Source organism: Dechloromonas sp. CZR5 (assembly GCF_008711155.1).
Taxonomy (GTDB): Bacteria; Pseudomonadota; Gammaproteobacteria; order Burkholderiales; family Rhodocyclaceae; genus Azonexus.
In genome coordinates, this window is the sequence record NZ_VUYQ01000001.1 from 789970 (window position 1) to 811863 (window position 21894).

The 21894-nt window shown below is 64.4% G+C and carries 17 protein-coding genes; 11 read left to right on the forward strand and 6 right to left on the reverse strand.

Going from position 1 to position 21894, the window contains the following annotated elements:
• Positions 1-149 precede the first annotated feature (149 nt).
• Positions 150-1292, forward strand: a complete 1143-nt coding sequence (locus F1002_RS03865) for an ABC transporter substrate-binding protein (RefSeq protein WP_191090293.1) — start codon at positions 150-152, stop codon at positions 1290-1292.
• 31 nt (positions 1293-1323) lie between these two features.
• On the opposite strand, the gene F1002_RS03870 is transcribed toward F1002_RS03865, so the two are convergent.
• From F1002_RS03870 to F1002_RS03880, 3 genes are all read right to left on the reverse strand, one after another.
• Positions 1324-2244: a bestrophin family protein gene (locus F1002_RS03870; protein WP_150427695.1), complete on the reverse strand. Its 921-nt coding sequence runs from the start codon at positions 2242-2244 to the stop codon at positions 1324-1326.
• Between the two features lie 43 nt (positions 2245-2287).
• The gene (locus F1002_RS03875) at positions 2288-2671 is read right to left on the reverse strand and encodes a DUF302 domain-containing protein (protein WP_223879443.1); all 384 of its coding nucleotides are present in this window, start codon (positions 2669-2671) and stop codon (positions 2288-2290) included.
• Between the two features lie 78 nt (positions 2672-2749).
• Complete coding sequence (locus tag F1002_RS03880; RefSeq protein WP_191090294.1) at positions 2750-4402, reverse strand: sensor domain-containing diguanylate cyclase; 1653 nt, start codon at positions 4400-4402, stop codon at positions 2750-2752.
• Between the two features lie 241 nt (positions 4403-4643).
• On the opposite strand from F1002_RS03880, the gene F1002_RS03885 reads away from it, so the two are divergent.
• The 6 genes from F1002_RS03885 (at position 4644) to F1002_RS03910 (ending at position 7931) form a co-directional block, all read left to right on the forward strand.
• Positions 4644-4958 carry a hypothetical protein gene (locus F1002_RS03885; RefSeq protein WP_150427698.1) on the forward strand — a complete coding sequence of 105 codons (315 nt, stop codon included), beginning with the start codon at positions 4644-4646 and terminating at the stop codon, positions 4956-4958.
• Positions 4959-5026: 68 nt separating this feature from the next.
• Entirely contained in the window at positions 5027-5875 is an 849-nt protein-coding gene (locus F1002_RS03890) for a DUF692 domain-containing protein (RefSeq protein ID WP_150427699.1), read from the forward strand.
• The gene (locus F1002_RS03895; RefSeq protein ID WP_150427700.1) at positions 5875-6618 is read left to right on the forward strand and encodes a DUF2063 domain-containing protein; all 744 of its coding nucleotides are present in this window, start codon (positions 5875-5877) and stop codon (positions 6616-6618) included. The genes F1002_RS03890 and F1002_RS03895 overlap by 1 nt, the downstream gene beginning before the upstream one ends.
• Entirely contained in the window at positions 6615-7163 is a 549-nt protein-coding gene (locus tag F1002_RS03900) for a DoxX family protein (protein WP_150427701.1), read from the forward strand. Before F1002_RS03895 ends, F1002_RS03900 begins: the two co-directional genes overlap by 4 nt.
• The gene (locus tag F1002_RS03905) at positions 7138-7731 is read left to right on the forward strand and encodes a sigma-70 family RNA polymerase sigma factor (RefSeq protein ID WP_223879444.1); all 594 of its coding nucleotides are present in this window, start codon (positions 7138-7140) and stop codon (positions 7729-7731) included. Before F1002_RS03900 ends, F1002_RS03905 begins: the two co-directional genes overlap by 26 nt.
• The gene (locus F1002_RS03910) at positions 7725-7931 is read left to right on the forward strand and encodes a zf-HC2 domain-containing protein (protein ID WP_150427703.1); all 207 of its coding nucleotides are present in this window, start codon (positions 7725-7727) and stop codon (positions 7929-7931) included. The genes F1002_RS03905 and F1002_RS03910 overlap by 7 nt, the downstream gene beginning before the upstream one ends.
• 14 nt (positions 7932-7945) lie before the next feature.
• Here the strand turns inward: F1002_RS03910 and F1002_RS03915 are convergent, their stop codons facing one another.
• Both F1002_RS03915 and F1002_RS03920 read right to left on the reverse strand, forming a co-directional pair.
• The gene (locus F1002_RS03915) at positions 7946-8140 is read right to left on the reverse strand and encodes a hypothetical protein (RefSeq protein ID WP_150427704.1); all 195 of its coding nucleotides are present in this window, start codon (positions 8138-8140) and stop codon (positions 7946-7948) included.
• Between the two features lie 94 nt (positions 8141-8234).
• Entirely contained in the window at positions 8235-8744 is a 510-nt protein-coding gene (locus F1002_RS03920; protein ID WP_150427705.1) for a phasin family protein, read from the reverse strand.
• Between the two features lie 287 nt (positions 8745-9031).
• Between F1002_RS03920 and F1002_RS03925 the strand changes: the two genes are divergently transcribed.
• The 4 genes from F1002_RS03925 (at position 9032) to F1002_RS03940 (ending at position 17197) form a co-directional block, all read left to right on the forward strand.
• Positions 9032-12409 (forward strand): DUF2126 domain-containing protein, encoded by a 3378-nt coding sequence (locus F1002_RS03925; RefSeq protein WP_150427706.1) that lies wholly within the window; start codon positions 9032-9034, stop codon positions 12407-12409.
• Positions 12410-12486: 77 nt separating this feature from the next.
• Positions 12487-15006, forward strand: a complete 2520-nt coding sequence (locus tag F1002_RS03930) for a circularly permuted type 2 ATP-grasp protein (RefSeq protein ID WP_150427707.1) — start codon at positions 12487-12489, stop codon at positions 15004-15006.
• 5 nt (positions 15007-15011) lie between these two features.
• Positions 15012-15968: a transglutaminase family protein gene (locus F1002_RS03935; RefSeq protein ID WP_150427708.1), complete on the forward strand. Its 957-nt coding sequence runs from the start codon at positions 15012-15014 to the stop codon at positions 15966-15968.
• Positions 15965-17197 carry a TIGR03862 family flavoprotein gene (locus tag F1002_RS03940; protein WP_223879445.1) on the forward strand — a complete coding sequence of 411 codons (1233 nt, stop codon included), beginning with the start codon at positions 15965-15967 and terminating at the stop codon, positions 17195-17197. The genes F1002_RS03935 and F1002_RS03940 overlap by 4 nt, the downstream gene beginning before the upstream one ends.
• Here F1002_RS03940 and F1002_RS03945 read toward each other — a convergent pair.
• The gene (locus F1002_RS03945) at positions 17194-21849 is read right to left on the reverse strand and encodes a PAS domain S-box protein (protein WP_191090295.1); all 4656 of its coding nucleotides are present in this window, start codon (positions 21847-21849) and stop codon (positions 17194-17196) included. The genes F1002_RS03940 and F1002_RS03945 overlap by 4 nt on opposite strands.
• Positions 21850-21894 lie beyond the last annotated feature (45 nt).

Here is a 21894-nt window from a genome sequence, read left to right on the forward strand (position 1 = left end):
GGAAACGCCCGGTGCTGCCGGCCGTGGCAGCGTTACGTAGTAGCCACAATTTTTCGTTTCAACATGCGGATATAGATTCTGTATTATGAAATGACGGCCTGCCGTGGAGATTGGTGGCGCCATTGAACAGCTTTCCGGAAAGGGTGATTGTGAGTCGTTTTCAGTCAAGGTGGATACGTGCCGGCCTGGTTGGGCTGACAGTTTTGTTCTCGTCGGGTGCCGTTCTTGCCGATATCAAGGTGGTACAGATTGCGCCGCTCAGCGGGCCGCTGGCCGATACGGGCAAGTTGCTCCGGCAGGGAGCCGAACTGGCCTTCCGCGAAGCCAACGACAAGGGGGGTGTGCTCGGCCAGAAAGTCGTGCTCGAATCGCTGGATGACGGCTACAAGGTGGAGGAGACGGTACGTCTGGCCCGCGAGGTCGCCAGAAGGGCGGACAAGCCGGTGGCGCTGCTCGGTCTGGTCGGTACCGGAAACATGGCGGCGCTCCTGAAACAGGGTGTTGTCGACGAGGCGGGCCTGCCCATCGTTGGGGTGCGCACCGGCGCCGTCAATATGCGTCAGCCGGGGCACCCGCTGGTATTCCATCTGCGGGCAAGCTATGAGCTGGAGATGGAGAAGCTGGTCGAAATGGCTTCCGCCATCGGCAGTCGCCAGTTTGGCGTTTTCTATCAGGACGATCCCTTCGGCCATGATGGTCTGGAGTCGGCGCGCAAGGCGCTTGGCAAGCGCAACCTGACCCTGGTGGCGAGCGCCGGGTACGCCAAGAACACGACCCAGGTCGACGCAGCGGTCGATACCCTGCTCAAGGCAAGCACCGTGCAGGCTATCGTGATGGCCTCGAATACCCAGGCCACGGCGGCCTTCGTCCAGGCCTATCGGGCGCGTGGCGGCGTTGCCCAGCTCTATGCGCTATCGGTCAACAACGACCGGGAGATTGTCGAGCGGATCGGTGCCGAACGGGCGCGCGGACTGGGCATCGTCCAGGTGGTGCCGTTTCCGTTTTCCGGGGTGATGCCGCTGGCGCGCGAGTATCAGAAGGCACTGGGCAGGCGGCACCCGGGGGTGCAGCCGACGGTGACCGGGATGGAAGGGTTCATTTATGGCAAGGTGCTGCTCGAGGCGCTCCGGCGGGCCGGCCCGCAACCGACGCGCGAGGCCGTGGTGAAGGCCCTGGAAGGCGTGCCCTTCGAGCTGGGCGGCCATGTCGTCGATTTTTCGGCGCAGAGCCACGAGGGCAGCCAGTTCGTCGAACTGACGATCATTGGTGCCGGCGGCAAACTGATGCGCTGATGGCCGGGCTACCGCAGCCCGGGTCGGTTGCTCAGGTAACGACGTAATCGATGACTTCAGGCACCGTGCTGCGGGGCGTTTCGCCGACCAGTTCGCAGACCGATGTTTCGATGCCGTGGCACATCGAGGCGAGGGCCAAATCGTTCGGTTCGGTGCCGAAGGGTTCCTCGATCTGTTCGCCGATGACATCGAGGGCAAGGAAAGTGTAGGCGATGAACGGCGCGACGACGGCGGTCAGCCAGCCGATCGAGGTGCTGAGACCGATGGGCAGCAGCAGGCAATAGACCATGACCGTCCGGTTCATCAGTACGCGGTAGGTGTACGGAATCGGCGTGTTGGCGATCCGCTCGCAGGCGCCGGAGGCCTCGGTGAGCAGGTTGAGGTTGCGATCCATGGCCAGCAGCTGCAGGTCGCTGATCGCGCCAGTGCGTTGTGCGGCAGCGAGTTCGCGCCCGAGGACGAGGAGCAGTGCGGAAGGCGGGAAGCGGGCGGCGCAGACGTGCTCGACGAGCGCCGGGTCGAGCCGGCTGGCCAGGTCGGCCCGGGGATCGGTGCGCCGCAATTGGTGCTTGAGGGCGTAGGCGAAGGCGGCCAGCGTGCGCGCGATGCGCTGGTGCAACTCGATTTCAGGAGGCGCGAAGCTGACGATTTCGCGGGTCAGCGAGCGCGCGGCGATGAGCAGGGCGCCCCACTGCTTGCGGGCCTCCCAGTAACGCTCGTAGCTGACCGAGTTGCGAAAGCCGAGGAAGATGGCCAGCGCGACCCCCATCAGCGTGAAGGGCGGGATGGAGAGCGCCGAGGCGGCATGCGCGTTCATCCACCAGTCCAGGCTGAGGACGCTGGCGATGGATACCGCCAGGACGAGCAGCAGCCGGGTGGCGATGTACGGGAGTACCGAACCGCGCCAGACGAAGAGCAGGCGGAACCAGTGGAGGTGGGGGCGAACGATCATCGGGCGGGCAAGGGGAAGGGTAAGAAAGGGAAGCGGGGGAGGGTCAGCGCGTTTCGTCCACGACCATGATCAGCCGGGCTTCGATGTCGGCGACGATGCGCGCCGCCTCGCTGTCGCTGCTGCATGCTTCGGCCAGTGCCTGCGGGCGGACGAGGCCGATGCGGGTGGTGCCGTTTTCGGTGAATACCGAGATACGCCAGGGGAGCGCCAGGCCCAGGCGCATGTCGATCGCCAGCAGGTCGGCGGCGTAGCGGTAATGGATGACCTCGTGTACCTGGCAATCCTCGTCGATATCGATTCCCCGCCGCTGCAGGAGTTCGCCGATGTCCTGGCGATGCAGGATGCTGAAACCCAGGCGCTCGACGACCGGCCCCAGGTCGAAGTTGGCTTCGTAGAACGACTTGCTGCTTTCGACGATGTAGAACACGACTTTTCCTTGGATTGGGCTGCGGGCAGCAGGATAGCGGAGGCTTGCCGATCGAACAATCGGCCTCTGGCGCGCTGTTCAGTCGCAGGACGCTGGGCAGCGGTCGACGGCGAGCCGGAAGGCGTTGCGGCCGCCATGCTTGGCAAGGTACAAGGCGCGGTCGGCGTTTTCCAGCAACTGGCAGATATCCTGGCCGTGCGTGGGGTAGATGGCGATACCGATGCTGGCGCTGACCGGGCTGCATATCCCTTCGTAGGGTTCGGCCAGGCGCGTGACGAGGCGCTGGGCGGTTTCCTCGGCGCTATCGCGGTCGGCATCGACGAGCAGGATGGCGAACTCGTCGCCGCCCATGCGGGCCGCCGCGTCCGAGGCCCGGATGGCCGACTCGATACGGCGGGCGACGGCTTCGAGAAGGTGGTCGCCGGCGGGGTGTCCCTCTTCGTCGTTGACCACCTTGAAATTGTCCAGGTCGATGGCGAGTACCGCCAGGTGGCCGTTTTCGCGTTCGGCAACGGCGAGCTCATGCTGGAGGAGTTCGTAGAAGAGGGCGCGGTTGGCCAGTTCGGTCAATGGGTCGTGATAGGCGCGGTGATGGACCTCTGCCATCAGGTGCGAGGCCTGCACGATGGCTTCGCCGACCGCTTCGGCTTCGTAGAGCTGTATCCGCGGCGGGGCGAGCGGCTTGCCGTCGCGCAGGGCAAGCGCCGCATCGTTGAGGTATTCGACTGACGACAGCACGCGGCGGGTGATCACCGCGGCCAGCCAACTGCCGGCAACGATGAAGAACAGCGCGGTCAGGCCGATGCCGGTGAACAGGCGAACCATCTCGGCCTCGATCAGCGACTTGGGGGCGCCGGTGGCGACGCTCCAGTTCCAGCGCGCCGAACGGGCGTATGCCGTGGTTACCTCGGTACCGTCCTCGGTCGTTGTCGACAGGGAGCCGTGCATGTCGTCCTGCAGCCGCTGGCGCAAATCGGGCAGCGCTTTCCGGCCGACGAACTGGTCGGCATCGCGGGAAATCGCAACCAACGTTCCGGCACCGTCGATGACCGCGGCCAGCCAGCCGTCCGGAATCGGCTGACGGTTGAGCAGCTGGTTCAGTTGTTCGGGCAGGAATCCGACGACCAGGGTATAGATGATCGTGCCGTCCCCTCCATAGACCGGTACGCCCAGGGCAATGGCCTGTTTCCCGGCAAGGGGGGTGATGAACAGATCGGTCAGGACGGTTTTTCCGGATTCGAATATCTCCGCCAGTTGCGTCGGATTGCCGCTCTCCGGCAGGGGGGCGCCATAGGGGCGCAGGGTATTGAGGACTTGCCTGCCCTGCTGGTCGATCAGGATGTAGGCGTAGGCCGGCTGGGATTTGATGGCCGCGCTGGCGATTTCATGAAAGCGCTGCAGTTCGCCGCTTTTGAGCGGTTCGGCGGTAGCCAGCACGCGCAGGCCGGATTCCATGGCGGCCAGTTCGCGATCAAGCTCGACGAGGATCTGGCCGGCCAGGCGCTCCGTCTCGCTGGCGACCTGGCGCTTTTCCAGTTGATAGTTGGTCAGGACCAGATAGGAGCTGAGCGCGACGCCGGGCAGCACGCAGATGAGAACCAGGACGAGCAGGCTGGTGCGCAGCGAGACATGGCGCGGCTGGACAGGGGCATGGGTATGCGCCACCCCGCACGGCGCTGTCGTCGTGCTCTCTCTGTCGTGCTGTCTCTCTACCGCTGGCTTTCCGGTCACTGGGCCCTCCTGATGGGAAACCAAAAATGGAGTCACCGAACCGTGTCATCCGCTTGCATTGCCATTGTCAGGCTAGGCTTGGCTGAGATTTACGTCAATCCTGCCAAAAGTAGGAGTCTGGCAATTTTGCATCGTGCGAAAAAAAACGGCCAAGGGTGTAACAAATCCGTATTTCTGCCGACCAATCATTCGAGCGAACCAACCATGCGCTCGCGATATCCCAACCACTACGGAGAAAATCATGAAAAAGCAAAACCTCGTTTCCCTGAGCGTCTGTTCGCTGCTTGCTGCCGCCACCTTCGGTTCGGCTGCTCAGGCTGCCGACAATCCGTTTGCCGCCAAGCAATTGAGCGCAGGCTATCAACTGGCCCAGGCCGACAAGAAAATGGATGGCAAATGCGGCGAGGCCAAGTGCGGCGCCGACCGGAAGGGCGGCATGGAAAAGAAGAAGGACGGTAAGTGCGGCGAAGCAAAATGCGGTGCCGACAAGAAGGGCGCCGACAAGAAGAAGGATGGCAAGTGCGGCGAAGCCAAGTGCGGGGCCGACAAGAAGTAAGCCATGGACAGGGCGGCGCCCGCCAGTTGGGCGGCGTGGCCCGGACAGAGAGACAACAAGGAGTCATCATGAATCATCGCCCCCTCGGTGGCGCAGGACTCGGCTTTCGTCGGGAGCTGATTGACGAGCTCCGGAACGGCGTTCCGGACGGTATCGATTTCTTCGAACTGGCGCCGGAAAACTGGGCCGGCATGGGCGGCCGCTCCGCCAGGGATCTGCGCTATTTCACCGAGCGCCATCCCTTCGTCTGTCATGGTCTTTCCCTGTCGCTGGGCGGGCCGGCGCCGCTGGATGAGGCGCTGCTGCGGCAGATCAGGGCGTTCATGTCCGAGCACGGGATCGGTCTCTATACCGAACACCTGTCCTGGTGCGCCGACGACAGCCATCTCTACGAATTGCTGCCGATTCCGCTCAGCGAGGATGCCGTGCGCTGGACGGCCGGGCGCATCCGCCAGGCCCAGGACATCCTCGGCTGCCGGATCGGCATCGAGAATGCTTCGTACTACGTGGCGCCGCCGGGGGCGGAGATGAGCGAGGCGGAATTCATCTCGGCCATCGTTCGCGAGGCGGATTGCCTGCTGCATCTCGACGTGAACAACATCTACGTCAATAGCCGCAACTTCGGTTTCGATCCCGTGGCCTTCCTGCACGCGCTCCCGCTGGAGCGTACCTGCTACATCCATGTCGCCGGCCACTATGTCGAGGCGGACGGTTTGCTGGTCGATACGCACGGCGCCGAGGTGATCGATCCGGTCTGGTCGCTGCTGGCCGAGACTTATCGGCGTATCGGCAGCGACATTCCCACCTGCCTCGAGCGCGATTTCAACATCCCCGGCCTGCCGCAACTGGCGGCCGAGGTTGGCCAGATTGCCCGTCTGCAGAAGCAGATGCGCGATGCCGAAAGGCAGGTGGCGTGATGCAAGCGGATTTCCAGCAATTTCAGCGGGCCTTCGGGAGCCATCTGCGCGATCCGCATCACGTACCGCGTCCGGCCGGAACGCCGGAACGCCGGGTTGGCGTCTATCGCGAACTGGTATTCAACAACCTGTGCGGTTTCGTCGATAGCTGTTTCCCGGTTTGCCGCCAACTGCTGGGCGATGCGCGCTGGCGTCGCCTGTGCCGTACTTTCCTGCGCGACTGGCCGATGCACTCGCCCTGGTTCCGCGACATTCCCCGTGAATTCGTCAGCTATCTCGGCGACGCCGGCATCGCTCAGCCCTTGCCCCGCTGGCTACCCGAACTGGCGCATTACGAGTGGGTCGAACTGGCGGCGGACGTGATCGACGTGCCATGGCCGGATGCCGATCCGGCGGGTGACCTGATGGAATCTGTCGTGGTGCTGAATCCGGTCTTGATGAATCTGGCCTATTCATGGCCGGTCCACCAGATCGGCGAGGACTATCGCCCGCGCAAGCAACAGCCGACCCATCTGCTGGTCTATCGCGACGGCGACGACAAGGTGCGCTTCTCGGAGATCACGCCGCTTACCGCACACCTGATCGATATCCTGCGCGCGGCCGAAGCACCGACCGGCAGGCAGGCCCTGCTGCGCCTGGCCGACGAACTCGATTACCCCGATCCGCAAAAACTGCTCGTTTTCGGCGCCGGGCTGTTCGGCGACCTGCTGCGCCAAGGTGTCATCCTGGGGAGTCAATCATGAAGCACTGCCTGCTGCGAACACTCAAGACCATCGATCTGCTGGGCTTGTGGATCGGCCTGCTCAGCCTGCGCATCCTGCTCGGCTGGGATTTCTTCGAATCCGGCCTGGAAAAGTTCCACGGCAGCAACTGGTTTGCCGACATCCAGGATCGTTTTCCCTTCCCGTTCAATGTCGTTCCACCGGAAATCAGCTGGCAGATGGCTACCTGGTTTGAGCTGGCGGGCGGTGTCGCGCTGGTCGTCGGCCTGGCTACCCGGTTTTTTTCAATCTCGCTGATCGTCCTGACCGTGGTTGCCATCGCCGCCGTGCATTGGCCGGAGGGGTGGAGCAGTTTCGGCGAGCTGATGCAAGGCTATGTCTTTACCGACAACGGGCAGGGAAATTTCAAGCTTCCGACGCTTTTCATTGGTATGCTGTTGCCGCTGCTGCTGCTCGGCCCCGGTAAATTGTCGATCGATGCCTGGATTCGGCGGCGTTGCAGCGAAAATCCTGCCAATCTCCTGAATACATCGACCTCCCTTGTCCGACAAACTGTTAATCGATGATCAATTCGTCGCAGAAGTCCGCCGCGACATGCTGAAGTTTGCCCAATTGCAACTCCGCGATGCAGCCCTGGCGGAGGACGCCGTGCAGGAGGCGCTCGTCGCCGCCCTGGCCGGGGAGCGCAGTTTTTCCGGGCGCTCCGCCTTGAAAACCTGGGTGTTCTCGATCCTGCGCAACAAGATCGTGGATTTGATCCGCGTGCAGTCGAGAACGACCAACGTATCCGCACTGGGGGACGACGAGGCCGATATGGATGCGACCTTTGAAGCGCTGTTCAAGGACAACGCGCACTGGCGGCCGGAAGCGCGCCCGTTCGGTTGGGGCGACCCGGCCGAAACGCTGCGCGAGGAGCGTTTCTGGGAGGTCTTCGAAACCTGCCTCAATCATCTGCCGGAGAAGACAGCCCGCGTTTTCATGATGCGCGAGTTCCTGGAATTCGAGACGGACGAAGTCTGCCGTGAATTGAGCCTTACCGTCAGCAACTGCAACGTGATCCTGCATCGCGCCCGCAACGGCTTGCGCCGCTGTCTGGAGGGGAGCTGGTTTGCACCTGGGGTCAGCGCATGTTGACCTGCAAGGATGCGACGCGTTTGATGTCGGAGTCACAGGATCGCCCGCTGAGCGTGAGCGAGAAACTGCAACTCGAAGTGCATCTGGCGATGTGTCGCGGTTGCAGCAACTTCCGCGAACAGATGAATTTCCTGCGCTTGGCCTGCCGCCGCTTCATGCAGCGGCGAAATGGAGACGACGACGGTTCGTCGTCGTCCTGACGCAGCCGGGCAGGTCAGCCCAGCGACTTCTCGATCGCTTCCAGCAATTTCTGCGCCCGTTCGCGGTTCTTCGCGATAGCCGCGGCACGCGCATCGACGTCGGCGCTCTCGGCGCGCGATGCTTCCAGCAAGGCCTCATGCGGCGTCATGCCGCCCAGCGCCGCTTCCAGCATGCGTTCGGCTTGTTGGTCGATGTCCTGCTCAGACATGCGTTGCTCTCCCTGCATTTCAATGGCTCGGCTTTTTACCAGAAAAAAGGCCCTGCGGGTAACGCAGGGCCTTTTTTTCGGCTGAGACCTGATCTTAGCGCTTGGTCATTGCGGCGATGTTGGCCTGGGTGGCGTCGGCAAACTGCTTGGCCACGGCATTCATGTTGCCAAAGGCCGAGTTGGCGGCAGCAACGGCGCTCTGGATGGCGGCCACGGCGCCTTCGGAACCGACCGGAGCAGACTTGGCGGCCAGGTCGACCATCTTGGTGACGGACTTCTGGAATTCGCCGAACTGGGCTTCGACCATCTTGGCCAGTTCCTGCTGGGTCTGGCTGGTGATTTCGTAGACCGACTTGCCGTAGGCGACGGCCTTGTCGACGGCCGGCTGGGCCAGCGACTTCTGGGCGGCGAAAGCGGCTTGCGGATCCTTGGCGGTGAGCACGGTCTGGACGCCGGAGGCGGTGTCTTCCAGGGCGCTGCGGGCGGTGTTCAGGTTCAGGGCGGCGATACGCTCGGCAGAGGCGAGGGCGGTATTGGCGACGGCCAGCAGGGAGTCTACGGTGGCCTTGTTGGCGGCGGCGAACTGTTCGGCATTGATGGTCATGGCGGTTCCTAGATGGGGTAATGAATGAAATCAGCGCCAGTATAGAGCACTTTCTGCATAAATTGTGCACTGCAGCAAAATTGCTTTCGGATGGTGCTCAAGGGACGCAAGCCTTGCCTGGAAATACGGCGTCGTCAGCGGGGTCGATTCGCCCCCGTTTGGTGCGTTGCGGCGTCATCGGGCTTTCATGAAGTGCATGGCAGCATCCGAATCGGGACAAACCACGGGTTTCCGGGATGGTTCGCCTTTTGCTTTTTACCAGTCAGTCATTCTGTCCGGAGCCGCAAGTGTCCATTCACGTCGCCCTCAATCACGTCACGCACTATTCCTATGACCGCCTGGTCAATCTGGGTCCGCAGATCATTCGTCTGCGTCCCTGCCCGCATTCCCGGACCCGCATTCTGTCATATTCCCTGAAGATCACGCCGGAAACCCATTTCATCAACTGGCAGCAGGACCCACAGGGCAATTACCTGGCTCGCCTGGTGTTCCCGGAAAAGACTCGCCAGTTCCGTTTCGAAGTCGATCTGGTGGCCGAGATGTCGGTCATCAATCCTTTTGACTTCTTCCTGGAGCCGCATGCCGAGGAGTTTCCCTTCCGGTACGAAGACTGGCAGCGCCACGAACTGACGCCTTATCTGTACAAGGTCGCCGGTGGAGCGCTGTTCGACCAATACGTGGCGGGCATTTCGCGGGAAAAGAAGCGCAGCGTCGATTTCTTGGTCGCGCTGAACGCCCAGGTACAGCGTGACATCGGCTACACCATCCGGATGGAGCCAGGGGTACAGATGCCCGAGGAAACGCTGACCAGGAAGACCGGTTCCTGTCGCGACTCGGCCTGGCTGCTGGTGCAGATCCTGCGTCACCTCGGCCTGGCCGCCCGCTTCGTCTCCGGCTACCTGATCCAGCTGACGCCGGACCTCAAGTCGCTTGACGGGCCGTCCGGTCCGGACGCCGATTTCACCGACCTGCATGCCTGGGCCGAGGTCTATCTGCCGGGCGCCGGCTGGATCGGCCTCGACCCGACGTCCGGCCTGTTCGCCGGCGAAGGCCATATCCCGCTGGCCTGCACGCCGGAACCGGCCTCGGCTGCCCCGGTGACCGGTGGCATCGACGAGTGCGAAACCGAGTTCTCGCACCACATGCAGGTCACCCGCGTTTGGGAAGCGCCGCGCGTCACCAAGCCCTACACCGATGAACAGTGGGCCGAAATCGAAGACCTCGGCCATGCCATCGACACCCGGTTGCAGGATATGGACGTGCGCCTGACCCAGGGCGGCGAGCCGACCTTCGTGGCCAGCGACGATCCGGATGGGGACGAGTGGAACACCGCCGCGCTCGGGCCGACCAAGCGCTTCTATGCGGCCGAACTGTTCCATCGGCTACGTGAAAAATATGCCCCGAATGGCCTGATGCACTTCGGTCAGGGCAAGTGGTACCCCGGTGAGCAGTTACCGCGCTGGTCGCTGAACTGCTTCTGGCGCAAGGATGGCGAGCCGATCTGGAATGCGCCGTCGCTTTATGCCGACGAACGGAAGGACTACGGTGCCACGGCCGAGCAGGCCGGCCGGTTTCTGAAGCGCGTTGCCGAGCGTCTGGGGGTGACGGCGGAGCATGTCTTCCCGGCTTACGAGGACGTCTATTACTACCTGTGGCGCGAGCGCCGCCTGCCGGGCAACGTCGATCCCTTCGATTCGCGGGTCGACGATCCGCTGGAACGCGAACGGCTGATGAAGGTGTTCACGCAGGGCATGACCCACACCGTCGGCTACGTGCTGCCGATCATGAAGAATGCCCACGACGGTTGGCAGACCGGACCGTGGTTCCTGCGCAGCGAACGCTGCTACCTGTTCCCCGGCGATTCGGCTCTCGGCTATCGCCTGCCGCTCGATTCGCAACCGTGGACGGCGAAAAGCGACTATCCCTACGTCAATCCGCAAGATGCCGAGATGGCGCAGGCACCGCTGGCCAGCCACGCCGAGTACATGGCGGCAGCCATGGGGCAGCGGCCCGGCCGGAGGCCCGCCTCCGCCCGGATGCGCCTGCAGGCGCCGCCCTTTGGCCGGGACGGGCCGGACGGCAAGGGGCATCCGTGGGAAAAGCCGACCGATACCGTGCCCGGCTTCAAGGAGTCGGCGGCCTGGGTAACCCGCCTCGCCATGTGCGCCGAACCGCGCGACGGCAAGCTGTACATCTTCATGCCGCCGACGCAGAGGCTGGAGGACTACCTCGAAGTCGTCGCCGCCGTCGAAGCGACGGCCGAGGAAATGCAGATCCCGGTGATCCTGGAAGGCTACGAGCCGCCAGCCGACCCGCGCCTGACCCATTTCCGCGTCACGCCGGACCCCGGTGTCATCGAAGTCAATATCCATCCGGCCAAAACCTGGGAGCAACTGGTCGACCAGACCACCCACCTCTACGAGTCGGCCTACTTCACGCGCCTGACCACCGAGAAATTCATGATGGATGGCCGCCATACCGGAACCGGTGGCGGCAACCATTTCGTGCTCGGCGGCGCCACGCCCAACGATTCCCCCTTCCTGCGCCGGCCGGATCTGCTGCGTAGCCTGATCGCCTATTGGCACAACCATCCCAGCCTGTCCTACCTGTTTTCCGGTTTGTTCATCGGCCCGACCAGCCAGGCGCCGCGTATCGACGAGGCGCGCAACGACAGCCTGTACGAGATGGAAATCGCCTTCAGGCAGATTCCGGCGGCCGGTGCCGGTGTGGCAAATTCGATCCCGCCCTGGCTGGTCGACCGCGTGCTGCGCAACCTGCTGATCGACGTGACCGGCAACACCCACCGCGCCGAGTTCTGCATCGACAAGCTGTATTCGCCGGACGGCCCGACCGGCCGCCTCGGCCTGCTCGAACTGCGTGCCTTCGAAATGCCGCCGCACGCCCGCATGTCGCTCGCCCAGCAATTGCTGTTGCGCGCCCTGATCGCCCGCTTCTGGGACGAGCCGTATGCGCCGCAGCGTCTGGCACGCTGGGGCACCGAACTGCACGACCGCTTCATGCTGCCGCACTTCGTGGCGCAGGATTTTGCCGACGTGATGGCGGAAATGCAGCAGGCCGGCTTCGCCTTCAAGCAGGAATGGTTCGCTCCGCATTTTGAGTTTCGCTTCCCGAAGTACGGCGATTTCGCCGTCAAGGGCATCGAGTTCGAACTGCGCCACGCGCTGGAACCGTGGCACGTCATGGGCGAGGAGGGGGGCGTCGGTGGCACGGTGCGCTACGTCGATTCCTCGGTCGAGCGCGTCCAGGTCAAGGTCAGGGGCATGGCGCCGGATCGCTACGTACTGACCTGCAATGGCGAGCCGGTGCCGCTCACCGCCACCGGCATCAACGGCGAATTCGTCGCCGGCGTACGCTACCGGGCCTGGCAGCCGGCTTCCTGCCTGCATCCGACCATCGGTGTCCATGCGCCGCTGGTGTTCGATATCGTCGATACCTGGATGCACCGCTCTCTGGGCGGCTGCCAGTACCATGTCGCCCATCCGGGCGGCCGCAATTTCGATGTCCTGCCGGTCAATGCCTACGAGGCTGAAAGCCGCCGTCTGGCGCGCTTCTTCCGCTTTGGACATACGCCGGGAACGGTGCGGGCGAAACCGGTAGAAGCCAGCGCCGAGCACCCGTTTACGCTAGACTTGCGGCGTTTTTGACCCAGAATAAACGCGCCAGGCGCACATCCGGGCCGGAGGAACGATCTTCCCGGCCCGACTGTGCCGGATAAGGCTCAATGGCCCGCACGCTCCTCGCCATCTACCCTCAGAGTGCCCGCCGCTACGACGAAATGTTGTCGGCGGACGGTAACGTGCGTCCGCATTGGCGGCAATTTTTCGGCCATCTCGATTCGGTGGCGCCGGAAGAAATGCGCCAGCGCCTGGAGTTCGTCGACCGCCGCATCCTCGAAAATGGCGTCACCTACAACGTCTATGCCGCGCCCGATGGCGCCGACCGGCCGTGGGCACTCGACCCGCTGCCGCTGATCATTCCTCCGGACGAATGGGCCGAGGTGTCTGCCGCGGTGGCACAGCGTGCCGCACTGCTCAACGCCATGCTGGCCGACCTGTATGGCGAACAAACGCTGCTCGCCGAGGGCTTGCTGCCACCGGCCCTGATCTACGGCCAGCACGGTTACCTGTGGCCCTGTCACGGCATCAAGCCGCCGGGTGGCGTCTGGCTGCACAATTACGCCGTCGATCTGGCCCGCTCGCCCAACGGCCGCTGGTGGGTCATCGCCGACCGCACGCAGGCTCCCTCGGGAGCCGGTTATGCCCTGGAAAACCGCCTGATCGTGTCGCGCGTCTTTCCCGAAATGTTCCGCGACCTGCGCGTCCAGCACGTCGCCGGTTTCTTCCGCGACCAGCAGGAGGGCCTGACCGGGCTGGCTCCGGTGGAAGGCGACGAGCAGCCGCATATCGTGCTGCTGACGCCCGGGCCGTACAACGAAACCTATTTCGAACATGCCTACCTGGCGCGCTACCTCGGCTACCCGCTGGTCGAGGGACAGGATCTGACGGTGCGCGGCGACACCGTCTACCTGAAGACCCTGCGCGGCCTGAAGCGGGTGCATGTCATCCTGCGCCGGCAGGACGACAGTTATTGCGACCCGCTCGAACTGCGCGGCGAATCGGCGCTCGGCATTCCCGGCCTGCTCAACGTGGCGCGGGCCGGTCGGGTGGTCATCGCCAATGCGCTGGGCAGCGGCCTGCTCGGTTCCGGCGCCCTGATGGGCTTCCTGCCGGCCATCTGCGAGCGCCTGCTCGGCGAAAAACTGCTGATGCCGTCGATCGCCACCTGGTGGTGCGGCGAGAAGCCGGCGCTGGACTACGTCAAAAAGCATTTCGACGATCTGGTCATCAAGCCGGCCTACCCGACGCAGCGCATGGACCCGGTGTTCGGCCACGAGTTGAAGGGTGAGGAGCGTGCCGACATGCTGCGCCGCATCGAAGCCCGGCCGCATGCCTACGTGGCGCAGGAGATGGTCCAGCTGTCGCAGGCACCGACCTGGAGCCGCGCCCACGAACGCCGGCTGCTGGCTAGGCCGGTCGGCATGCGTGCCTACGCGGTGACGACGCCGGACGGTTATTCGGTGATGCCGGGCGGACTGGCCCGGGTCGGCACTGCCGGCAACACGCGCATCATCTCGATGCAGCGCGGCGGCGCTTCGAAGGATACCTGGGTGCTGACCAATGGTCCGGTCAGCGATTTCTCGCTGCTCAAGCCCTCCGTCGGTGTGCGCGACCTGATCCGCGCCGGCGCCAACCTGTCGTCGCGTGTCGTCGAAAACCTGTTCTGGCTCGGCCGCTATTCGGAGCGTTTCGACGACAGCGCCCGCATGCTGCGCGTTGCGCTCGGGCGCGTCGTGGTCGCCGGCGGCGGCAAGACGCCGGCAGTCGCCGCCGCCATGGAGCTGGCGCGGCGGGTCGGCGTTCTGCCGGAGCCGGACGAGGACAGCCCGGTCAAGGACGGCAGCGAACATGTGCTGCTCGAAGCCATCTACGATCCAGAGCAGCCGGGCAGCCTGGCCGGCAACATCCGCAGCCTGATGTGGGCGGCGACCCATGTCCGCGAACGCCTGTCGCTCGACCACTGGCATTCGCTGAACAGCCTGCAGCGCGACCAGCAGTCGGCGCTGAAGAAACATCCGACGCTGACCGAGGCCATCGCCTTTCTCGACCGCGTGCTCGGCGTCTCGTCGTCGCTGACCGGCTTCGCCATGGACAACATGACGCGCGACGACGGCTGGCGTTTCCTGATCATCGGCCGCCGCCTGGAGCGCCTGGCTTTCCTGGCGCAGTCCATGGCCCATTTCCTGACCATGGAATCGGCAGACGGCCCGGAATCGCTCGAATGGCTGCTCGACCTGATGGATTCGATCATCACCTACCGCTCGCGCTATTCCCGCGCGCCGGAGTTGCTGCCGGTGGTCGATCTGCTGGTTTTCGACGACAGCAATCCGCACGGCGTGCTGTTCCAGGCCAACGTCCTGATGCGCTATCTCGACCGCATGACCCGCGAACTGGAGGCCGATTTCGACGGCGACCTGGCCGGGGTGGTCGAACGGCTGCGTGCCTTCGATCTCGGGAAGCTGGAGCATCTGCCGTTCAGCCGCAGTCACCGCAGCGCCCCGTGCATCGAACTCGCCGCACTGCTGCACGAGCTCGACCTGGCCGCCAATCAGTTGTCTGACTGGTTGGGCATGCGCTACTTCACCCACGTCGGCGACGTCAGCCGGCAGACCATGGCGCTCTAAAGCCTATGCCCGCCGTTCGCTATCACGTCCTGCACGAAACCCGCTACGACTACGGCAGCCCGGTGGCGCTGTCGCAGCAGCAATTGCATCTGTCGCCACGCATCCTCGCCTGGCAGCAGGTCGAGGAGCAATGCGTCGACATCGAGCCGACGCCAAGCTGGCGGCGCGACGGCCTCGACGCTTTTGGCAACCCGGTCACCTGGGTCGCTTTCCACGCGCCGCACGACCGCCTGCTCATCCGTTCGGTGATGACCATCGCCGTCGAACCCCACCTGCCGGATGCCCTGGACGACTCGCCGCCGTGGGAGGACGTGCGCGATCTCCTGGCCTACGACTCGAGCAGCCCGTCTGCCGAAGCGCTCGATGCCGCGCGTTTCCTGTTCGAGAGCCCGCATGTCCGCGTCAAGCACGAACTGGCCGACTACGCGGCCGACTGCTTCCCGCCGGAGCGGCCGCTGCTGCTCGGTGTACAGGCCCTGATGGCCAAGATATTCAGTGAATTCACCTTCGATCCGGAAGCGACGACCGTGTCCACGCCGGTCCTTGAGGTGCTGGAAAACAAGCGCGGCGTCTGCCAGGACTTCGCCCACCTGATGATCGCCTGCCTGCGCGCGATGGGACTGGCTGCCCGTTACGTCAGCGGCTACCTGCTGACCCGGCCGCCCCCCGGCAAGCCCCGCCTGATCGGTGCCGATGCTTCGCATGCCTGGGTGTCGGTCTATGCGCCGGGCAGCGCGACCGGCTGGGTCGATTTCGATCCGACCAACAACCTGCTGCCCGACACCGAGCACATTACGCTCTCCTTCGGGCGGGATTTCTCCGACATATCGCCGCTGCGCGGCATCATCCTGGGCGGCGGCGGGGCCGAACCCGAGGTGGCCGTCACCGTCTTCCCGATCGGCGAGGAGAAAATCCCGGAGGCGCTCTCGGCAGCGATCGAAGGCCGGGGAGCCCGGGCGTGACGCGTCGGCGCATCGCCATCGTCGGAGGCGGCCCGGCCGGCCTGATGGCGGCCGACGTGCTGTCGGCCGACGTGCTGTCGGCCGACGGCAGTCTGCAGGTCGATGTCTACGATGCCATGCCCTCGGTCGGCCGGAAGTTCCTGATGGCCGGCAAGGGCGGAATGAACATCACCCATTCCGAACCGCTGGCCGATTTTGTCGGGCGCTACGGCGCGCGCGCCGGGGTGGTTGCGCCCTGGCTGTCGGTCTTCGGGCCGACGGCTTTGCGCGACTGGATACATGGCCTGGGCATCGATACGTTCATTGGCACCTCCGGCCGGGTTTTTCCCACCGAGATGAAAGCGGCGCCACTGCTGCGCGCCTGGTTGCACCGCTTGCGCGGGCAGGGGGTGCATATCCACGTGCGTCATCGCTGGCTGGGCTGGCACGACGGGCAGCTGCGCTTCGCCACCCCGGCCGGCGAACTGGCCGTCGCCGCAGATGCCGTACTGCTCGCCCTCGGCGGCGGCAGTTGGGCCAAGCTCGGTTCGGACGGCACCTGGGTGCCCGTGCTGCGCGACGCCGGCATCCCGGTGGAAACGCTCAAGCCGGCCAACTGCGGATTCGATGTCGACTGGTCGCCGCATTTCCGCGAGCGTCATGCCGGGCAGGCGGTCAAACCGGTGGTGGCGACGGCGGGCGAACAGACCCGGCAGGGCGAGTTCAACATTACCGGCAGCGGCCTTGAAGGCGGTTTGATCTACGCGCTGGCGGCCGACCTGCGCGATGCGCTGGCGCGCGACGGCCGGGCGCTACTGCATCTGGATCTGGCGCCGGGGCGTACTCGGGATCGCTTGGCTACGGACCTGGCCAGGCCGCGCGGTCGCGATTCTCTGGCCAACCATCTGCGCCGCAGAGCCGGGATCGAAGGCGTCAAGGCGGCGCTGCTGCGCGAGTTGTGCACACCCGAAACGCTGGCGTCGGCATCGGCGCTGGCCGCCGCGATCAAGAATCTGCCACTGCCCGTGACGGCTACCCGTCCGCTCGACGAGGCGATCAGCTCGGCCGGCGGCGTCAGTTTCGCGGCGCTCGACGCCGACCTGATGCTGCGCGAGATGCCCGGGGTGTTTTGTGCCGGCGAGATGCTCGACTGGGAGGCACCGACCGGCGGTTATCTGCTGACGGCGTGTTTCGCCAGCGGGCAAGTGGCTGCCCGGGGCATGCTGGGGTGGCTGCAGCGCAGGGATTAAGGCGTCTTTGGGCCGTAACGGTCCAGATAATCGAGTGCCGCCTCGAAATCGAAGGAGGAGACCAGGCTCTCGAACTGCGCATGGTGAACCCCGAAGGCTTGCTTGAGAAGGCTCGCTTCCTGCCTGACCCTGTCCTGGACGCTCATTTCGCCTTGTTGCAGTTCGCGGCGGATGTGTTCGAGCACGTTCCGGATGGCCTCGTCGTCCACGGCCGGCCCTGTCGTGCCGGCATTTTCGTGAAGGGTCGACAGTTGTTCCTGCAGAGCCTGATAAGCGGATTCCGCACGCTCGACGAGGGGTAGCAGCTCGAGCAGGTCGCGACCTTCCTTGATGGACATTTCGAGGGTCAGCGCGGCACGGTTGACTTGGAGCGCACCGAGGGTTGCGGAAACCCCCTTGAGCGAATGGGCCAGTCGCCTCGCCTCGTCGAGGTTGCCATCGGCCAGTTGTTCGCGGATGCGGGTGAAGTCGTGGCCGTGGGTTTCGGTAAACTTGCCGAGCAGGCGGATATAAGAGTCTACACGGCCGCGTACGGCCCGCAGGCCGAGGTTGCTGTCCAGCCCGACAATGCCGGCGAGGACGGTGATCTGTTCCGGCGTTCCCTGGACGGCCGCAGCCGGCTTGCGGATGGGCAGCCAGCGGGCGAGGGTGGCATAGAGGACGTCGGGGGCGACCGGCTTGGCGATATGGTCATTCATGCCGGCTGTCATGCAGATATCGCGGTCTTCGTCGAAGGCGTTGGCGGTCATGGCCAGAATGGGCACCTGTTGCCAGCCGGGGAGCAGGCGTATCTGCCGGGTGGCCTCGAGGCCGTCCATGACGGGCATCTGCATATCCATCAGCACCAGGTCGTAGGTGCCACGGAGGGCGCAGTCGACCGCTTCGGCGCCGTCGCGGGCCAGGTCGACGACGAGTCCGGCACCTTCCAGCATGTCGCAGGCCACTTCGGCATTGATGACGTTGTCTTCGGCCAGGAGTACCCGGGCGCCCTGCTGGTGGTGGGCGGGTGGCATCGTTGCGATCTGCGGTCTTTGCCGGTTTTCGGTGCCGCGTTTCAGGCGTGCCGTGAACCAGAAGGTGCTGCCTTTGCCCGGCTCACTTTCGACACCGATATCGCCATGCATGGCCGCCGCCAGCCTTTTGCTGATGGCCAGGCCCAGCCCTGTTCCGCCGTAGCGGCGGGTGGTCGAGGTGTCGCCCTGTTCGAAGGGCTGAAACAGCCGGGACAGATGCTCCGCCGTGATGCCGATGCCTGTATCGCTGACTTCGCAACGAATCAACACCTCATCCGTGTCTTCCTCGAGAAGGCTGGTACGCAGCTCTATCCGTCCTTGTTCCGTGAATTTGATGGCATTCGACAGGAAGTTGATCAGGATTTGCTGAACCCGCATCGAGTCTCCCCGCACGACGGCGGGAATGGCCGGGTCGACTTGGTGGATGAGGGGCAGGTGCTTGGCTTCGGCGCGTGTCGCAACCAGTTCGCAGGTCCGCTTGCAGACGTCATCGAGGGAGAAATCGCTGTCTTCGAGAACCAGCTTGTCGGCTTCGATCTTCGACAGGTCGAGGATGTCGTTGATGATGGCCAGCAGATGCTGGGCCGCATCGCCAACCTTGCTCAGGCGCTCGTATTGTTCCTTGTCGTGGGTGTTGCGCTGCGCGAGATAGGTCAGGCCGATGATGGCGTTCATCGGGGTGCGGATTTCATGGCTCATGTTGGCCAGGAAGGTGCTCTTGGCGCGGCTCGCCGATTCGGCCTCGTTCTTGGCACGCATCAGCTCTTCGGTCCGTTCGTCGACCAGCTGTTCGAGGTGCTGGCGATAGGTTTCGAGTTCGGACTGGATGCGTTTCTTCTCGGTGATGTCTTCCTTGATGGCGAGGTAGTGCGTTATCCGACCATCCGGCTGGCGAACCGGCGAAATGATCGCCATTTCCTCGAAAATCGACCCATCCTTGCGTCGATTGATGAACTCGCCATGCCAGACCTCGCCACGCTGCAGCGTTGTCCAGAGCTCGGCCGGCGGCGCTGCCTCCAGCGTGCCGGGGTTGAGCAGTCGGGGGTTCCGGCCGATGACTTCGTCCCGCGTGTAGCCGGTATTCCGGACAAAGGCTTCGTTGACGTACTCGATCTCGGCCTGCGTGTTGGTGATGATGATGCTGTGCGGACTCTGCTCCATGGCCAGGGAGAGCTTGCGCAGTTGCTCTTCCGCTTCGCGCCGTTCGGTGATGTCCTGGACCGTACCGACGGCCGACAGGGCATTGCCGGATTCGTCGAACCGGATGTTGGCGCGCTCGCGAACCCAGCGGATCGAGTGGGCTGTCAGGATGCGGTGTTCGCTGTCGTAGGGTTCTCCGCGCAAGGCTTTCTGCCAGTCGGCAAGGACGCGCTGGCGGTCGTCGGCGTGGATGCAATTGACGAAGTCGGCCAGCTTCAGGGGTTCGCCCTGAGTCCGCCCGAAAATCCGGTATACCTCGTCGCTCCAGCTCAGCCGGTCGTTCGCAATATCCAGTGTCCAGCTGCCCAGATGGGCGATGGCCTGCGCTTCGCGCAGCGCTGCCTCGTTCTGGCTCAGTCGTTGCTCGAACTGCTTGCGCTCGGTGATGTCCTGGCTGGTGCCGAAGAGCCGGCTGACCCGGCCATCGGTCCCGATGAGCAGTTGGCCGGCCGTGTGTATCCAGCGCTCTTCGCCGCTGTCGCGACGGATGGTCCGGTATTCCGAATCGAAGGGTTGGCGATTGCGGAAGACGTGGTCGCGCGAGTACTCGGCAACCTGTTCGCGATCGTCCGGGTGAACCAGCGCCAGCCAGCCGCGGGTGTCCAGCGCTTCGCCCGGGGCGATGCCGAGTATCTCGTTGTGCGTCGGCGAGCCGATCAGCACGTCCCGGTCCGCTTCGAATGTGAAATGGCCGATCCGGGCCAGGCGCTGGGCTTCCAGCAGCATTGCTTCGCTGTGCGCCAGGGTGCGGCGCGAACGCTGCATGGCAATGCCGAGTTCGATTTCGCTGGCGATGTGTGCCAACAGCGCCACCTCTTCGTCGTCGAAGGCATCGCTAGCCGAGGCGTCGAGGTTCAGGCTCCCGAATACCTTGCCGTCGATCCAGAGCGGCAAACTGATCGACGAACGGGTGCCGCCAGCCTTGGCTATCTCCCGCCAGCGCGCCAGCGCAGGGTCCGGATCGATGTCCCGGGCGACGAAGGGGCGGCCATGCCGTATGGCCCGGCCGATGGTTCCCTGGCCGTTCCATTCATCGGCCCAGGTGGCGTTCAGATTGAGGAGATCGGGCCTATGGTTGCCGGAGTGGGCGAGCGGCAGGATGCCTCTGGCCGGGTCGTGCATCGCTTCGCCAACCCAGGCCAGCTGGTAGCCGCCGGTTTCGACAATGATGGTGCAGACATCGGCCAGCATTCCCGGCTGGTCGTGGTGGCGGACAAGCGCCTGGGAAACGGCGTTCATCAGGCGCAGCGCGCGATTCTGGCGGTCGATCTTGTCCTTGTCGTTCTGGCGTGCAGTGATGTCGTTGACGACCCCGGCCGTCAGGCGCGGGCTTCCATCCGACAGGCGTTCGGTGACGCAACGCCGGTCCTCGATCCATAGCCAATGCCCATCGTCGTGCCGCACGCGGTATTCAAGGCACTGGGCTTCGGTCGTGCCTTGCGCGGCTGACAGGCAAGCGCTGTCCAGCGCCTCCCGGTCGTCCGGATGAACGCGGTCCATCCAGGCTGCCAGCGTTCGCGGTGCGGCGCCGGCCGCGCACCCCAGTATGCGCAGCACGCCCCGGCTCAGCTGGTAGCGGTCGATGTCGTGCTGGTACTCCCAGCTTCCGGCGCCCCCGCCATCGAGCGCCATCTGCAGGTGGGCTTCCAGGCGAAGGAGGTCGCGTTCCTGCTGCGCCTGCTGCAGGGCGTGTTCCATCCGCTCCAGGGCCAGTTGCTCAAGCAGGCGTCGCTGGTTGACCACACCGGCGATCTGACCGGACTTGCTCAGCACGACCATGTGTCGCAGCCGGAAACGGGTCATTGCTTCCATGGCGCCCGTCACCGACATGTCGACTGACACGCTGCGCAGCGGCGCACTCATCGTTTCGCGCAGGGTCAGGACCTGGGGGGCATCGTGCTGCGCGAGCAGGCGCGGGATATCCCGCTCGGTCAGGATGCCGATCGGCATGTCGCCTTCGCTGACGATCAGATAGTCGGCGCCCTGTTCGATCATCTGGGCGATGGCCTTGTCGAGTGCCGCCTCGGGAGGGAGATGCGGCACTTCGTGATCCATGATGCCTGCCAGCGTACGCACATGCCGGAAAGCCGAGCTACCCAGGTACATGCGGAAGTCGGTGTCGCTGACGATCCCGGCTATCGCTCCGGTTTCATCGAGGACAACCAGGTGGCGGATCTTCTTTTCCTCGGTCAGCCGTCGGGCGCTGACCAGGTCGAGATCGACGGGCGCGCTGATCAACGGTTGGGACATGATCGTGCCGACCGGCGTGTCGCCTGGCGTACGGGCGTGAAAGGCGCAAACAATGTTGCTTTCGGTCACGATGCCGACCGGAATCCCCTCGGCGAGGACGATGACGCAGGATATCTGCTCGTCCGACATCTTTCGCACAGCCTGCTGCAGAGTCGCCTCCGGCGGCAAGGTGTGGACTTCGAGGCTCATGATCGAGCCCAGGGTTGAGGAAGGGGCGATGGGCATGGGAGGGGG